This window comes from Streptomyces sp. NPDC030840 (assembly GCF_055572015.1).
In genome coordinates, this window is sequence record NZ_JBVIEE010000001.1 from 670,197 (window position 1) to 686,107 (window position 15,911).

At 69.6% G+C, this 15,911-nt stretch carries 12 protein-coding genes; 9 read left to right on the forward strand and 3 right to left on the reverse strand.

What is annotated here, in order from left to right; all coding sequences use genetic code 11:
* Positions 1 to 8 precede the first annotated feature (8 nt).
* The 4 genes from ACZ49J_RS02815 to ACZ49J_RS02830 are packed head-to-tail and all read left to right on the forward strand — an operon-like array spanning position 9 to position 3,383.
* Entirely contained in the window at positions 9 to 1,454 is a 1,446-nt protein-coding gene (locus ACZ49J_RS02815) for an amidohydrolase family protein (protein WP_467447450.1), read from the forward strand.
* A 2-nt stretch (positions 1,455 to 1,456) separates the two neighbouring features.
* A complete protein-coding gene (locus ACZ49J_RS02820; protein ID WP_467447452.1) occupies positions 1,457 to 2,104 on the forward strand; it encodes a fumarylacetoacetate hydrolase family protein in 648 nt (215 codons plus the stop codon).
* Positions 2,101 to 2,439, forward strand: a complete 339-nt coding sequence (locus tag ACZ49J_RS02825; protein ID WP_467447453.1) for a fumarylacetoacetate hydrolase family protein — start codon at positions 2,101 to 2,103, stop codon at positions 2,437 to 2,439. The genes ACZ49J_RS02820 and ACZ49J_RS02825 overlap by 4 nt, the downstream gene beginning before the upstream one ends.
* On the forward strand, positions 2,439 to 3,383 hold the full coding sequence (locus tag ACZ49J_RS02830) for an MBL fold metallo-hydrolase (protein ID WP_467447454.1): 945 nt from the start codon (positions 2,439 to 2,441) through the stop codon (positions 3,381 to 3,383). Before ACZ49J_RS02825 ends, ACZ49J_RS02830 begins: the two co-directional genes overlap by 1 nt.
* A 361-nt stretch (positions 3,384 to 3,744) precedes the next feature.
* Here ACZ49J_RS02830 and ACZ49J_RS02835 read toward each other — a convergent pair whose 3' ends face one another.
* Both ACZ49J_RS02835 and ACZ49J_RS02840 read right to left on the reverse strand, forming a co-directional pair.
* Complete coding sequence (locus tag ACZ49J_RS02835) at positions 3,745 to 4,716, reverse strand: succinylglutamate desuccinylase/aspartoacylase family protein (protein ID WP_467447456.1); 972 nt, start codon at positions 4,714 to 4,716, stop codon at positions 3,745 to 3,747.
* A gap of 212 nt (positions 4,717 to 4,928) precedes the next feature.
* Positions 4,929 to 7,955, reverse strand: a complete 3,027-nt coding sequence (locus ACZ49J_RS02840; protein WP_467447458.1) for an aminotransferase class III-fold pyridoxal phosphate-dependent enzyme — start codon at positions 7,953 to 7,955, stop codon at positions 4,929 to 4,931.
* Positions 7,956 to 8,720: 765 nt separating this feature from the next.
* On the opposite strand from ACZ49J_RS02840, the gene ACZ49J_RS02845 reads away from it, so the two are divergent.
* From ACZ49J_RS02845 to ACZ49J_RS02855, 3 genes are all read left to right on the forward strand, one after another.
* Positions 8,721 to 9,938 carry a PucR family transcriptional regulator gene (locus ACZ49J_RS02845; protein WP_467447459.1) on the forward strand — a complete coding sequence of 406 codons (1,218 nt, stop codon included), beginning with the start codon at positions 8,721 to 8,723 and terminating at the stop codon, positions 9,936 to 9,938.
* Positions 9,939 to 10,444: 506 nt separating this feature from the next.
* A complete protein-coding gene (locus tag ACZ49J_RS02850; RefSeq protein ID WP_030896307.1) occupies positions 10,445 to 11,128 on the forward strand; it encodes a haloacid dehalogenase type II in 684 nt (227 codons plus the stop codon).
* A 99-nt stretch (positions 11,129 to 11,227) separates the two neighbouring features.
* Entirely contained in the window at positions 11,228 to 11,761 is a 534-nt protein-coding gene (locus tag ACZ49J_RS02855) for an NAD(P)/FAD-dependent oxidoreductase (protein WP_467447461.1), read from the forward strand.
* Positions 11,762 to 12,291: 530 nt separating this feature from the next.
* Here the strand turns inward: ACZ49J_RS02855 and ACZ49J_RS02860 are convergent.
* Complete coding sequence (locus tag ACZ49J_RS02860; protein ID WP_467447463.1) at positions 12,292 to 12,696, reverse strand: hypothetical protein; 405 nt, start codon at positions 12,694 to 12,696, stop codon at positions 12,292 to 12,294.
* Between the two features lie 685 nt (positions 12,697 to 13,381).
* Between ACZ49J_RS02860 and ACZ49J_RS02865 the strand changes: the two genes are divergently transcribed.
* Both ACZ49J_RS02865 and ACZ49J_RS02870 read left to right on the forward strand, forming a co-directional pair.
* Complete coding sequence (locus ACZ49J_RS02865) at positions 13,382 to 13,999, forward strand: TetR/AcrR family transcriptional regulator (protein WP_467447465.1); 618 nt, start codon at positions 13,382 to 13,384, stop codon at positions 13,997 to 13,999.
* A gap of 271 nt (positions 14,000 to 14,270) precedes the next feature.
* Positions 14,271 to 15,851, forward strand: coding sequence for an ABC transporter substrate-binding protein (locus tag ACZ49J_RS02870; protein ID WP_467447467.1), 1,581 nt, complete (start codon positions 14,271 to 14,273; stop codon positions 15,849 to 15,851).
* Positions 15,852 to 15,911 lie beyond the last annotated feature (60 nt).

Genomic DNA, 15,911 nt, shown 5'->3' on the forward strand with positions numbered 1-15,911 from the left:
TCATCATCATGGCTCGGCATCGCGTTGTGCTGCGCGGCGGCACCGTCCTCACCATGGATCCGCGTCTGGGGAACCTGCCCCGCGGAGACGTGCTGATCGAGGACGGTGTGATCGCCGCGGTGGCACCGGACCTCTCCGTCGACGAGGCGGAGACGGTGGACGTCACGGGGCACATCGTGGCGCCCGGCATGATCGACACACACCGGCACACCTGGCAGACGCAGCTGCGCGCCCTGTGCGCCGACTGGACCCTGGCGGACTACCTGTTCGGCATCCGGCTCGGCGTCTCGCCGGCCTACCTCGCCGAAGACGTCCACCTGGGCAATCACCTCGGCGCCCTGGACGCCCTGAACTCCGGCGTCACCACGATCCTGGACTTCTCGCACTGCAACAACACGCCCGAGCACGCCGACGCCGCGATCACCGGGCTGCGGGACGCGGGGATCCGCGCGGTGTTCGGCTACGGCTTCTTCGAGTCGAACCCGCTCCAGCCGCCGCACTTCACCGATCACGCCTTGCGCCTGGCGGACTTCCGGCGCGTCGCCGACGCACACTTTTCCAGCCGGGACGCGCTGCTGACCCTCGGCGTGGCGCTCACCGAGTACGGCACGCGGCCGTTCGACACCACCCGCGCCGAGATCGCCGCCGCCCGCGAACACGACGCGCTGATCGTCACACACACCGGCTGCGTGTGGTCACTGCCGAGCGGCGTGCGCGATTTCGCCGCGGCGGGCCTGCTCGGACCGGACCAGGTCCACGTGCACTGCAACACCCTCACCGACGAGGAGTGGCGTCTGCTGGCCGACCACGGCGCCAAGCTGTCGATCTCGGTGGAGACCGAACTCAACATGGGCATGGGCCGCCCCGCCTTCGCAGCCGCCCGCCGACACGGCATCAAACCGACTCTGTCCTGCGACGTCGTCTCCCTCAACACCGGCGACCTGTTCACCCAGACCCGCATGGGCCTGGCCTTCCAACGCTGGGCCGACACCGAGGACCTCAACCTCGCCGGCGGGGACCCCACCGCGGTGACCGTCACCGCGCAGGAGGCGCTGGCCTGGACCACCGTCAACGCGGCCGAGGCGATCGGACTCGATCACCGCATCGGCAGCCTCACCCCCGGCAAGCAGGCCGACATCATCGTGACCGGCGGGCCCGGCATGTCCCAGCACCCGCATCTCGACCCGGCCGGCACCCTCGTCTTCCAGAGCACCCCCGCCGACGTCCGCCACGTCCTGGTCGCCGGTCGCTTCGCCAAGCGCGACGGCCACCTCACCGGCACTGATCTTCCGGCCCTGCTCGCACGGGCGGACGCCTCGGCCGAAACCGTCCTCGCCCGGCTCGCCGGCGCCGGGCGCCCCCTGCCCGGCACCCCGCTGGAAGCATGGGGCTTCATCGCCAGCATGTCGCCGGAACTCCAGGCGGCTCCGGAACACCAGCAGCCCGGAAAGTAGTCATGCGCTTCGTCACCTACACCGAAAACGACGGCGACGACCGCGTCGGCGTGCTCGACGCCGACGACCTCGTCCACGCGCTGCCACCCGGTATCCGTCTCATCGACCTGCTCGACGACGCGCAGCGGTTGCGCGACGCCGCGGACAACGCGCTGCGCGATCCCCGTGCCGTGCACCCCTACGCCTCGCTCAGGCTGCGGGCGCCGATTCCCCAGCCGCCGACCGTGCGCGACTTCATGACCTTCGAGAGCCACGTCGAGGGCGTGGCCAGACTGGGCGGACCGCAGACAGGCCCGCCCGAGCAGTGGTACGAGGCGCCGGCCTTCTACTTCACCAATCCCTACGCCGTCCAGGGCCCGCAGGACGACGTGCGCATCCCGCCGGGCTGCACGCGCTTCGACTTCGAACTGGAGGTCGCCGCCGTGATCGGGCGAGGCGGCCGGAACCTGAGCGTCGACGAGGCCGAGTCCCACATCGCCGGATACGTGCTGATGAACGACTGGTCCGCGCGCGACCTGCAGTTCACGGAGATGCAGGTCCGCCTCGGCCCCGCCAAGGGCAAGGACAGCGCCACCACGCTCGGCCCGGTGTTCGTCACCCCGACGAACTGGAGCCCTACCGAGCGGGCAACGCCTACGGTCTGCGGATGACGGCGGCCGTCAACGGCACCGTCGTCGGCCAGGACATGTGGAGCAACATGGCCTTCAGCTACGCCCAGATGATCGCCTACGCATCGCGGGGCACCGAGGTCCGCACCGGTGACATCCTCGGTTCCGGGACCTGCGGCGGCGGCTGCCTGGCCGAACTGTGGGGACGACGTGGGCTCGACGCCCACCCTTCCCTGGCCCCGGGGGACACCGTCACCCTCAGCGTCGAGCACCTGGGCACGCAGACCTGCCGCGTGACCGAGCGTGCCGAGCGTCCCGTCGGCGATCTGCGGGCCACCTCGCACCCGCACGCCCTCGCACCCCACGGAGGCCACTGATGATCTCCGCCCAGAGCCCGGCACCGGACGCGGCAGGCACCGCCCGCGCCGTGGCTCCCGGCGTGTACGCCTGGATCCAGCAGGACGGCTCCTGGTGGATCAACAACGCCGGGTTCGTCACCACCGACGACCACATCGTCCTCATCGACACCTGCGCCACCGAGAACCGCACCCGGGACCTGCTGGGCGCCGTCGGCCGGGCGGCGCCGGGCACACCGATCCGCTACCTGGTCAACACCCACCTGCACGGCGACCACACCCACGGCAACAGCCTGCTGCCCCGCACGACGGTGGTCATCGCGCACGAAGCCACCCGCGAAGGCATCCTGACCGACACCGTCATCGACGGCTGCCCGCCGATCTGGCAGCCCGTGCCCGACTGGGGCGCGGTCACCCGGCGCGCCCCGGACCTCACCATCCGCACAGCACTCACCCTGCACAGCGACAGTCATCCCATCGAACTCCACCACCCCGGCCACCCCGCGCACACCAGCGGCGACCTGATCGCCTGGCTCCCCGAACAACGCGTGCTGTTCGCCGGAGACCTGCTCTTCCACCGCGTCACCCCACTGGTGTTCATGGGCTCCCTGGACGGTGCTCTCCGCTCCCTGGACTGGATCGCCTCCTTCGCACCCGAACACGTGGTACCGGGCCACGGCCCCGTCATCGACGCACACACCCTGCCGGCGGTCCTCGACCAGCACCGCGCGTACTACCGACTCGTACACACCACCGCCCAGGCCGGCCTGCGCGACGGCCTCACACCCCTGCAAGCGGCACGCGCCTGCCACCTCGGCCCATTCGCCGACCTGCCCGACGCGGAACGCATCGTCCTCAACCTGCACCGCGCCTACGCCGACACCACCGGCCAGCCCTTCGACCTGCCCCAGGCATTCACCGACGCGATCACCTACAACTCCGGCCCCCTGCACACCCAGGTCTGAACGGCATCGGCCTACCTCACGAAGCGCGCGTTGCCCCACCACCACCTGAAATGGCTGCAGGTGAACAAAGCCCGCGACACCGCCGCCGAAGCTGTCGCCGACATCCCCGACGATGCCGGTCCACAGGCAGTGGCCGGGGCCGCTGGCGAGGGCGTTGCTTGCGGGCGTCCCGGGACACCGCGTGTCAGTCCTGATCCGGAAGCCGGTAGTGCGCGCCGCACCGCCGGCACAGTTCTGCGGCTGTTTCGGCAAGTGCGGGAGTGGTCTCGTCGCCGAAGACGCACGGTTCTCCTGGAAGGAGTGAAATGGGGCCATCTCGGTGGGGTAGCGGGATGGGATCAGTGTGCGGGCGTGCGGCCCGTCAGTGGTGCGGGGCGGCGATGGCGGCGAGATGCGTGCCGGGGCGGACGGAGAGTCCGTTCATGTTGTAGATGATCTTTCCGGTGGCGATGGCGGTGATCTTGTGCTCGGTGCCGTCGGCCGGGTCGATGATGCGGCCGATGGTCTGCCCCTCGGTGACCTCGTCGCCGGTGACCGCGTCCGGGTACCAGAGGCCTGCGGCCGGAGACTCGACGTCGCCCGTCCAGATCCAGTCGCGTGGTTGCACGGTCGGCTGCTTGATGTGCTCCGACGCCTCGATGGCACCGAGGTGGTGCAGGATCCGGTACAGGGCGTCGAGCAGCCTGCGCACGGTGGCGGGGTCGCGGTCGCCGAGTTGGCCGGTCTCGACGAGGATCGCGGGGATGCCCTGCCGGTTCGCCGCGGCGTGGCTGTTGCCGCCGTCGGCGCTGGTGCCGAAGATGACCAGCTCGTATCCGACGGCGTGGGCCATTCCCCTGTTCTTCGCGTCCAGTTCGTCGTCGCCGGTCAGTCGGTAGCCGACGAAGTCGAGCAGGTGCTGGTCGATGCCGCCGCTGTGCAGGTCGATGTAGGCGTCGGCGCCGTCGATCAGGTTCTCGAACAGCCAGGCCGCCATGCGGTCGGTGGGGCCGCCGTCCTTGTCGCCGGGGAAGACGCGGTTGATGTTGACGCCGTCCAGCGGGGAGATGTTGAGCCGTCCGCCGTAGACGGCCGGGGGGTTGGCCACGGGGCAGATCACCAGCTGGCCGGCGATCTCGTCCGGTTCCAGCAGCCCGGCCAGGCGGGTGGTGGCGTCGACGGGGATGAACTCGCCGCCGTGGACACCGCCGGTGATCACGACCCTGGGGCCCGGGCGGGAGCCGTTGACGAGGATCAGGGGAACGTCCACCGTCGTGGTGCCCAGGTCGGCGGGCAGGCTCCCGCGGGTCTTCCGGCCGGGCTCAGCCCTCAGCGCGCCGATGGTCAGAGTCATGTGTTTCCTCATTCTGACTCAGGCCGTGGAACGGCCGTTTGTGGTGATGAAGTCGATCGACTGGGAGGCGCGGCGCTCCGGGGCGAGGCCCGCGGCTATGTCACCCATGGCGGGCGAGACCTTGAAGTCCGGGCCGGAGAAGCCGGCCCGCGGGGCACTTCTCGCTCTCGCGGGCCACTCTCGTTCACTGCCCCAGCAGGCGGTTGCCCGTCTCAGGACTGAACGGCCGAGCGCAGCTCGGGCAGGGAGAGGACCTCGTCCAGCACGTCGACGTAGAGATCCACGTGCTCGCGTCGGAAGGTCATGGGCGGTTTGATCTTCAGTACGTTGTCGTGCACGCCATTGGGGAAGACGATGACACCTCGCTCCTTCATGAATTCGGTGACCATGAAGGCCTGCTCAGTGGCCGGCGTCTTGGTGGTGCGGTTACGGACCAGTTCGACGCCGAGGTAGAGCCCTTCCGCCCGCACGTCACCGATGAGCGGTTGGCGCTGCTGGAGCTCGCGCAGCGACTGGGCGAAGTACCCGCCCACGCTCACGGCGTTCTCCCTCAGCCCGTCCTGTTCGACGATGTCGAGCACGGCCTCGCCGATCGCGCAGGAGACCGGGTTGCCGCCGAAGGTGTTGAAGTACTTCATGCCCGTGTCGAACGCGTCGGCGATCTCCCGAGTCGTGACCACCGCCGCGAGGGGATGCCCGTTCCCGAGCGGCTTGCCCATCGTGACGATGTCCGGGACCACCCCCTGGAGCTCGAAACCCCACCAGGGCCCGAGTCGTCCGACGCCGACCTGGACCTCGTCGGAGATGCACAGGGCGCCCGCCCGCCTGGCAGCGGTGAACACGCCGTCGAGGTAACCGTCGGGGAACACGATGTTCCCACCCGATCCCATCAGGGACTCGGCGATGAAGGCGGCCGGGGGTCGGCCGTCGGCCGTGATCCGCTCGATGACAGCCGCGGCGTCGCGCGCGTACTTGACTCCGGCGTCCGCGTCGTCGTACCCGTAGGTACTGCGGTAGCGGTCCGGGATGACGACCTCGTGGGTGGTCGCTGGTGCACCGGCGCCGCCGGGGCCCTTGTAACGGTTCGGGCTGATCCCGGTCACCACGCCGGTGTTTCCGTGGTACGCGCCGTCGATGTTGACGATGTGCTGACGGCCTGTCACCTGGCGGGCGATCCGCAGCGCCAGGTCGTTCGCCTCGCTGCCCGTGCACACGAGGAAGACGACCTCGAGCGGGTCGGGCAGGGTGGCTACCAGCTTCTGCACGTAACTGGCGATCTGCGGGTAGACGAAACGGCTGTTGGTGTTGAGCTTGCGCATCTGTCGGGTGGCGGCGGCCGTCACGCGTGGCTCGGCATGGCCGACGTGGGTGACGTTGTTCAGCGAGTCCAGATAGGCCAGGCCGTCCTCGTCGTGGAACCACACGCCCCGCCCACGCACAAGGTTCATCGGGGTGCGGTAGTAGTTGCGCTGGGAGCGAGCGATGTGGCGACGGCGCACTGAGACGACGTCGTCGATGGTGGGGACCGCGGCGGGGGATTCGGTGAACCCGAGGAGCCGGGCGGGGTCGGGTGACAGGTGGCTCCACACCTCCCGTGCAGAAGGCGGCACGACACGAGGCGGCGGCCACGTGGCCATCCGCGCGGTGCGGTGGACCTGCACCTGGACGCAGGGCCCGAGCGGGTCCTTCTCCTCGCTCGCGGCGGCGCGTCCCAACAGCGCCCCGGCCGGGACCGTCGCCGCGACGGGCGGCGTGTCGTCGAGTCCCCACCAGCACGTCCAGAACTCCAGCCCCTCGACCGCGTGTCGCAGCACCAACGGCATACCGGCGCCACCGCGGGCTTCGACGACGCCGGACAACGGGCTGGCAACCTCCTCGGCGTCGGCCACGATCAGCGAGCCGCCGACCTGAACCGTCGCGGGCTCGTCGGCTCCCGGGCGGCGCCGGCCCCCCAGGAGCAGCGATGCGCTGAGGTGGGGCACGTAGCCCCGTCGCCGTCGTCCGTCGAGGACGTCATCGATGCTCGCGCGCACCGCCCTCGCGTCGTGCCAGGCGACTTCGTCGTAGAGATCACTTGCGGGTCGCAGGTCGAGCAGCTGCGGGGCCGGTGCGTACGGGGCACCGTCTCGGGCCGCCTCTGCCAGGACCTCTTCCAGACCCCGCTGCTCCCGCGTCGGGGGGAGCCCGCACGCGACCCGGAACGTCGCCTCGGCGACGTCGGGGCAGACTTCGGCCACCTGCGCGATCGCCGGCCAGGTGTGTCGCATGCGGGTCCGCCCGTACGGTGTGTCGCTCTCGGCGACCCGGCGCGTCCACGTCACGGCGTTCATGCACAGCCGGGCGGCCGCCAACGGATAGACAGCCGCCAGTTCCTCAGCCGTGAGGGGGAGCACCGAGTGGAAGCCGGCCACGACTTCGGCCGCAGCGGCGAGCGGGTCGGCCTTGCGGACCATGGCGTAGCCCGCCGCGATCGCCACCTCCGCCGCGCGCACACTGTGGAGCGAGTCGCCCAGGTCGACGATGCCCGAGATCCGCAGCACCCCGTCCTCGTCGGCGTCGGCGAGGACGTTGGCGTCATTGAGATCCTGGTGTACGACGCTCCGCGGCAGTCGGTCCCAGGCCGGCAGGAGATCGTTGTACCAGCCCATGATCGTGCGCACCGAGTCCCGCCGGTCCGCGTCCTGAACAGCGTGCAGCGACGCCTCGACGATCTCAGCGGCCCGGCGCATGTCCCAGTCGTGCGGTTCCAAGCCCACCGGTGGCTCCACGCTGGAGAGTCCGAGGCTCAACCGCCCGGCGGCTTCTCCCAGCTGACGCAGAAGCGCCGCGGGGTGGTCGTCGAGATCCGCCAGGACCCGGCCCTCGAGCCAGCTCATCACGCGAACCACGTGCGTTCGGCCCTCATGGACGACGGCGGCGAGGAACTTCCCCTCGCGTGTCGGGACCAGCCGTGGCACCGGAAGGTCGGGAACGGTGGCGGCCAGATGCTGGAAGAGCGAGTTCTGCCAGAGAACGTCGGCCGAGTCCGGCTCCGCGCGGGTGACCCGTACGAAGTAGCGCATGCCGTCGTCGCCGGTGATCCGGACGTTCTGGTCGATCTCCCCGCCCAGTGGGTGCTGGACGTATCCCTCGAGTCCGAAGGACTGCCGCAGCACGTGATCGAGGAGCGGGCCCGGCAGTGGGCCGGTGTGACGGGAGATGGCCGTTCCGTCCTGGCCGGTGGTGGTCGCTGAGGTCATCGGTGCGTTCTCTCTCTCGTCGTCGGGTCGCTCACATTGCGGTCCCGGGGGCGGCGGGCGGGCTGCCGCGGCTGTGTCTCGATCGCTTCACGGACTGCGCAGACCTCGACCGAGTCGACGAGCGACAGGTCCAGGGCGAACCTCGTTTGGCACTTCTCTCGATGCCCCACTCCGACGGCGAGGGACCCGGGTCAGGACGCTCTCCGACACCTGGTCGGCGATCAGGTCCGAGGCGGGTCGTCCGTCAAGGGCGGAGCGCTCACGAGACCGGTCATCAGCTCACGCGGCGGCGGTCATGGCATCCCGGGTTACGTTGGCGGCGAGCAACCCGCGCAGCGCCTCGGCGGGGTCCACCGGTGTCCTCATGGTCCTCGACCCTCGCCTTGAGCTCGGCGTAGTCTCTGGGGGGCCTGGGTGACCTCGACTCCGCTCTGCCTGGCGAACCGCTGACACCGACCCGAGGAACGCGGCGCCCTCAGCAGCGCCTGCTCAAGGTGACGGACTGGGGATCAGGCGCCTAACGGAAGCGACATAGCTGCTCCAAACGCGTGGTCATGTCACGAGCTCTCTCCAGCCCGAGGTGATGCGTCAGATGAAACACCGCGGAGAAACGGGCAACAAGGGACGCGAGGCCGCGACATCGACCCCGTATTTTGTGCCTGTGCACAATTTCTGTCAGGGAGCCCCAGCGGCATGTCAGCGGCATCGCCCGGAGACGGCCCCGGATCCGTCCGGTGACGGCTGTCGTCGGGAGAGGCGGTCCTCATGAGCGGCCCGGGACGCCGTCAGGGCGGGGCCCGCCACGACGCCGTGCAGGCGATCGCGCGCCGGCTCCTCGAGGAACGGCTCGACGAACTGACCTCTCGTGCTCTCGAACAACTGGAAGCCGAGGAGGCCGCCTACGCGTCGGCGGACTGGGACCCGGTCCAGAAACGGCAGGGGATGCGACGAACCCTCGAACTCGCACTGACCCGGCTGGCCGGCGGTCCCGTGCCCCCGGAGGTCTCGCGCGCCACCGAGGACGTGGGACGCGAGCGAGCGGAGCAGGCGTTCCCCCTGACCGCTCTGATGCACTCCTTCCAGCTGGACCTCAGGACCCTGTGGGAGGCCGTGCTCGCAGAGGGGCGAGCACGCGGCATCAGCGCCGATCCCGACTTCCTCGACGGGTTGATCCGCGTCTGGGAGGCGACGGACGCCAACAGCGTCGAGGTCGTCGACGCCTACCGCCGCACCGAGCGCGACCTGGCGAGCCGTCGTACGGAGGTGCGCAACCGCGCCTTCAGCCGCCTGGTCCTGGAAGGGGAGCAGGACCCCTCCACCGTCGCCGAGGCCTCGACGTTGCTGGGCTTCTCCGAGAACGTCGCCCTGACCGTGGTCGTGGTCGAATCCGTTCCTACCGGCGACCCGGCTGTGTCCCAGGTCGACGACGCGCTGCGTCGGGGTGGCCTGGTACGTCACTTCGGATGGATGGGCGACGAACTCCTCGGCATCATCGGTCACGGACGGCGCGATGAAGAGGCCATGCTTGCCATGCTCCGGCCGTTCGCCCCGTGGCGCTGCGGCGTCGCGGAAGTCCCCGGCCTGGCGCTGACGGCGCGGGGCATCCGGTTCGCACGCGCCGCGATCCGCAGCTCCGCGCAGCCCGGAGTGCGGCACGTGGAGGGCCACTGGATCGGGGCGATCATGTCGGCGCAGGAGGAGCTCACCGGTGCGATGGCCACCGGCGTGCTGCGCCCACTGCTCGAGCTGCGCGACAGCGACAGCATCGTCGAGACCCTGCGCTGGTACTTCGACCTGGGCTCGGTCGCCGAGGTGGCCGCACGCACCTACCGTCACCGGAACACGGTGGGCAATCGCCTGCAGGCCGCGGAAGAGGCGACCGGGCTGAAGCTGTCCCGACCGAACGACGCCGCCCGGCTGGTCCTCGCCCTGGCTTGGCTGGAGACGGACGCGGGCGCCCGCTTCCGGGCGACGATGTCCTGATCCACCGATCGCTGGACGCGGTGAGGCAACCGGCCGGGGCCGCGACCGGGAGAGCTGGAGCCAAAGCGCGGCGGTCAGAGGCCGCATGCCCTTCATGAGGACGGCAGCCTTGGCGGCCGACAGCCCGGTCACGCCGGCCGGGCAGCGGCGCCGAGCGGCCGCAGTTCGCGCCGGAGCCACTCGCGGTGCCTGTCAGAAATTGTGCACAGGCACAAAATACGCGGTCGATCTCGCGGCCTCACGTCCCTTGTTGCCGGATTCTCCACAGTGCTTCACTGACGCATCACCTCGAGCCGGAGAGAGGCTCATCGCATCGGCGCAGTAACGATGCTGCCGCCGACTACCTGATCAGCATTCGTCGTCCCCTGCCCTGCCCGGGGGCTCGTCCTCCAGCGGCGGCCCCTCGGGCACCCCTCAGCCCCCATCCCCCTGAACAGGTCGCTGCCCCAACGCCTCGGCAGCCTCCTGAACCCGGTGTCCCATATGCCAGGAAAGAGGTTGAACACATGCGTCAGATCGTCACCTTCGATGCCTACGGCACCCTGGTCGACTTCCAGCTCGGCCCCACCACCCTGAAGGTCCTGGCCGACCGGCTGGACCTGGACCGTCTGAACGTCGACGAGTTCCTCGACGACTTCCGCATCATGCGGTTCCACGCCGTCCTGGAGGCGTACCGCCCCTTCCGCGAGCTGCTGCCCGCCAGCCTGGAGATAGCGATGCGTCTGCACGGCCTGGAGTACCGGCAGTCCGACGGCGAGGCCCTGGTCGCGGCCGTGCCCACCTTCGGCCCCCACCCCGAGGTCCCGGCCGCCCTGCGGGCGCTGAAGTCCCGGTACGAGATCGCCATCATCTCCAACACGGACGACGACCTCATCGCCCAGAACCTGGCCAACATGGGCGTCGAGTTCGACCACGTCATCACCGCCCAGCAGGCCAAGGCGTACAAGCCGTCCCGGCAGACCTTCGAGTACGCCTTCCAGGCCATGGACATCGACCCCGCCCAGGTCATCCACGTCGCCCAGGGCTGGGAGTACGACCTCATCCCCACCCGCGACCTCGGCCTTGCTCGCCGCGTGTGGATCAACCGCTACGGCCACAACGGCTCCATCGGCGCCCGCGGCAGCGCCGACTACCAGCCCTTCGACGAACTGCCCGACCTGTCCGGCCTGCCGGCCCTGCTCGGCTGCTGAAGCCGGGACCCGGACAACACACTCCTGGACTACCCAGGAAGACCCGAGGGCGTACGTCATGAAGCAGATCCCCTGCTCAAGGGCGCCCACGTCGTCCTCGTGGAGAAGGACAAGGTCGGCTCCGGCGCCTCCGGGCGCAACGGCAGCATGTGCACCCAGGGCATCACCATCAGCCCCGCCGAGGCGCGCAAGCGCTACGGGCAGCCGCGGGTCCGGGAACTGTACGACGCCTTCCGCGAGGCGGTGGACCTGGTGGAGGAGCTGACGGTCAAGGAGCAGATCGACTGCGACTTCCACCGCGTAGGGCGTCTGGGCGTCGCGTTCAAGCCGCAGCACTTCGAGAGCGTGCGGGCCAAGCAGCGCGACCTGGCCGACAACTTCGGCCACGACACCACGCTGCTGAGCAAGAGCGATCTACGTGCCGAGCTGGGCTCCGACTACTACCACGGAGCCCTGCTCGACCCGCTCAGCGCGCACCTTCACGTCGGCAAGTGCGTCCATGGCCTCGCCGAGGCCGCCGAACGCGCCGGGGCTGAGACCCACGAACGCAACGCCGCCATGCGCTGCACCGCCTCCCGGAGGGCGGTTTCCTCGTCGAGACCCTGCACGGCACCATCCGTGCCAAGCAGGTGATGGCGGCCACCGACGCCTACACCGACAAGGCCATGCCCTGGTTCCGCAAGCGGCTGATCAACGTCGGCAGCTTCGTCATCGTCACCGAGCCACTGGGCGAGGAGCGGGCCCGGTGAGGTCGGCGGGGCCGTCTCTTCCCGCCTGTCCCAGCCGTGGGCTCGGCTTCAGCGCTTCGGAGACCGCAGCCTGGGTGTCCGTCAGTCCGCGTGGTCCTCAGGGTCAGGGTGCAGTGGTCGTGGTGGGTCTTGGGCGGGGAGTTCTTCAGGGTCCAGTCGCCGGTGACGAGGGTCTGGGTTGGAGATGGTCAGGCGTGGGCGTTGAGGTGGGTCTCGGACCAGGCCGCAGACCTCGCCGATACGGGGATCCGGCCAGGCGGTGGTCTTGCGACTGAACCCGCACGGGCCGGGTAAGAGCACACCTCGCCTGTGATCTGTGGGATGTGTGCCGAGGTGGACTCCAGCCGCGTCCCGTGCCTGGGCTGCCGATGCCGCATGGCGTGGATCCAAACGCGTGCACGTGCTGCTCAACGGTTATGCGATGGAGTCGCTGGCGGTGGGCTCGGCGCCGGTCTTGGCTTGGAGTGTGCGGTCGTACAGCAGTTGCAGTGCCCTTTCGACACGTTCGTTGGTGGCGGTCTGCTCCGAGCCCATGACGAATACCCACAACACGGTGGTGCCTGAGCGGACCTTCGTGGACAGCACCGTCGCCTCACCGACTTTCTCGCGTGTGGCGAGGCGTTCATCGCCCAAAGAGCCCGCGAGCGCGAGCTTGGTGCCGCCCAGGTTCAGTGACGCATAGAGGGCGTGCGCTGCTCGCTCGCTGCTGCCGGAGTAGAGGCTGAAACTGAGCCTGGCCCACTCTTGCGGTGTCTTGCGTCCGCGGGTGAAATCTGATGTGCCCAGCGCCACGGTGCCGCGGCAGCCGTTGGAGAACACGCCTTGGCACTTCTTTCACGTGGCGTGAACGCAGCACGGGCACGGTGTAGGCCGTAGCTGTCGCAGTCGGTGCCGCGCCGCGGAAACCACCTGCCGATGCGGAAGACCGCTGCGCAGTGGCGCCGTCCTCTGATCCACACCCGGCAAGGAGCATGCCTACCGCCATGGCTCCCGCCAAGGTCCGTGGCCATCGCTTGTCGGCCTGTTCCCCCACGTGCCTCAACCCCCTCTTGGTGCGGCGTGATCATACGCACCTGGTCGGCGTGCGCATCACTGTGTCGAAGCGTCAGCCGGTGCTACTGGCGCGCAAACGTCGCTGGATCGGCGGCCTCGGTCTCCATCAACCCGTGCGCATGCCGTGATCGCCCCTGATCGGGGTCACATGTGGCTGATCCGACGAATGCGCACCGCGGTCCGTGTGGCAGATGACTCTGAGCTTCCCCATTTCCACTGTGGAGACCGTGACTGGAGGGATGGTTGGGGGGCATGGCCACCCCGGGGACCGGGCCCAGGATGATCCGCTCACCACCAGTCGCATAGGCTGGTCTCATTGTCGCCGGTCAAGAGGCGCAGGCTGCGGCAAGCGTGCGCTCGCCGTCCGTCCGAGGGAGGCGTTCGAGTGGCAGCGGCTGGGGGCCGGTCGACGAAGCGGCTCCAACGGGGAACTCTTTCCCAGGGGCTGATCGTGGGGACCGCGCTGCGGATCCTCGACGAAGACGGGCCGGACGCGCTGACCTTCCAGCGACTCGGCAAGGAGCTGTCCGCCTCCGCGACCGCGATGTACCGGCACTTCGCGAGTCGCGACCACATCATGATCGCCGTCGCGGAGGAGCTCGACAGGATCTCCCTCGAGGGGTACGAGCCGCACGAGTCGTGGGCCGAGTCGCTGCGGGACCTGGCGATCCGTGCCTGGAACACCGCGCTGGACCACCCGGCGGCCGCCGCGCTCTGCATGGGGAGAGTCACCCGAGGCGTCCACGAGTTGCGCGCCGTCGACGCCGTCCTGGAAGCGTTCCACCGCGGCGGCTGGCGCGGCCGGGAGGCCGTCCTGCACTACCAGGCGTTCTCGAACTTCATCCTCGCCATGGCGAGCAACAACGCCTGGCGGCTCGTCAACCAGCGGTTCGGCGCCGAGGTGAACTGGGTGCAGGAGTACCAGCCGGCGGATCCTGACGCGTACCCCTACGCCGAGGCGGCGAAGGAGCACCTGCGCAGCCTCGACATGACCGACGTCTTCCGCCGGCAGACGGACATCCTCCTCGCGGCCCTCGAGGCGGAGGCGGAGACGCTCCCGCACGACTGACGCGCGACCTGCGTCAGGCTTCACGGCCACCGCCCAGCAACGTCCCACGGCCGAAAACGGAGGCGTGCGAGGCGCGCGGAAAGTTAGTTAACGCTATTGACTACGTCATTCACTTGGCTGCATCCTCTCCACACCGAGTGCTCCACGGCTCGCTTCTACGCGGCGCCCACCGAGGGCCGCGCGCACCGCCTCCGCACCGAACTGCTCGCGCTCGTCCCGCCCGACCCCGTGCGACCTGCGCAGAGCCCGACATCCTTCTGCAGGAGCACCCATGCGCCAGACCCGTACCCGCGCGGTCCCTGTGACCGCAGCCGTCGCCATGACGGCCGTACTCGCCGGCTGTACCACCACGGGATCGACGTCCGGAGACCCGAACAGCGGCGGTTCCGCAACCGCGACGAAGATCCGGACGACGATCGACGTGCCGGCCGGCTTCGACCCGGCCAAGGCTCTGTCCCTGCCGGACTACCAGCTCGCCCGGATCAGTTACGACACCCTCGTGCGCAAGGACGACGGCGGGCTCGTCGGCGGGCTCGCCACCAAGTGGAAGAACACGCCGACCTCGGCCACGTTCACCCTGCGCACCGACGCGACCTGCGCCGACGGGACGCCGATCACGCCGAAGGTCGTCAAGGCGTCCCTCGACCGCTACGTCGACCCGAAGACGGCGGCGCCCGATCTCCCCACGGTCTTCGGCCCCGGCAACAAGGTGAAAGTGAGCGCCGACGACGCGGCGCGGACGGTGAAGATCACACTCGCCAGGCCGTGGGGCGACATGGTCACCGGCCTGTCGGTCGCGAGCACGGGCATCGTCTGCCCGGCGGGACTCAAGGACCTCAAGGCCCTCGCCGCCGGTAAGGCCATGGGCTCGCAGTCCGGCCCGTACCTTCTCAAGAAGTCCCAGTCCGGCGTCTCGTACACGTACACGCTCCGACCGGGCTACAAGGCATGGCCGGCCTGGCGCACGAAGATCCCCGGCAAGGTCGCCAAGACGATGGAGTACCTGGTCTCGCCCGACCCGACCGCGACCGGCAATCTCGTCACGAGCGGCCAGCTCGACATCGGCAAGATCGACGCCTCCGGCATCCCGCGCTTCGACGGCGTGGACGGCCGCAGCGTGAGCATCAGCCGGTTCTCCGACTTCTACCTGCTCTTCAACGAACGACCCGGCACGGTCTTCGCGGACGTCGCCACCCGCCGGGCCGTCGCCCAGGCCGTCGACCGCGCCGCCTTCACCAAGGTCGTCTCGAAGGACACCGGTGAGCCGTCGACGATGTTCGTGCAGAAGGGCATCCCCTGCAACGACCCGGGCACCTCCTTCCTCGTACCGAAGGAAAAGGCCGCGGCGGCGTCCGTGCTCAAGGGCAAGAAGATCCGTCTCGTCGGCCCCCAGGTCGTCGGGCCGGCCGGCGCCGGAAACCAGTACGTCCAGGAGGCGCTGCGGGCCGCGGGCGCGGACGTCACCCTCTCCAACGTCGACGTCGGGGCCTGGGTCGGGACCGTGTTCGGCAAGCCCGACGCCTGGGACCTCACGGTCTTCGCCGACCTCAATTTCCTCGGCAGCCTCGCCAACCCGCTCTCCCACTTCGTGGGCCCGACCGTCCCCGAAGGCGGCGGCAACCTCGGCGCGGTGAAGAACCCCGTGGTGAACAAGGCCTTCGCCCAGGGCGCCGAGGCGACGACCGAAGAGGCCCGCTGCGCCGCATACCAGAAGGCCGCCAAGGCCCTGATCTCGCAGGTGGACGCGGTGCCGCTGGTCAACGACCCGTTCATCTACGCACTGCGCAAGGGGTTCAGCGCGCAGATGCTCGGCGGCTCGCTCGACGACCCGATCCTGCGCATCACCGGCTGACGGACAGGCCGTCCGCACGCGGCGGAGACCCACGCGGCCGGACCCGACGGTCCGGCACGG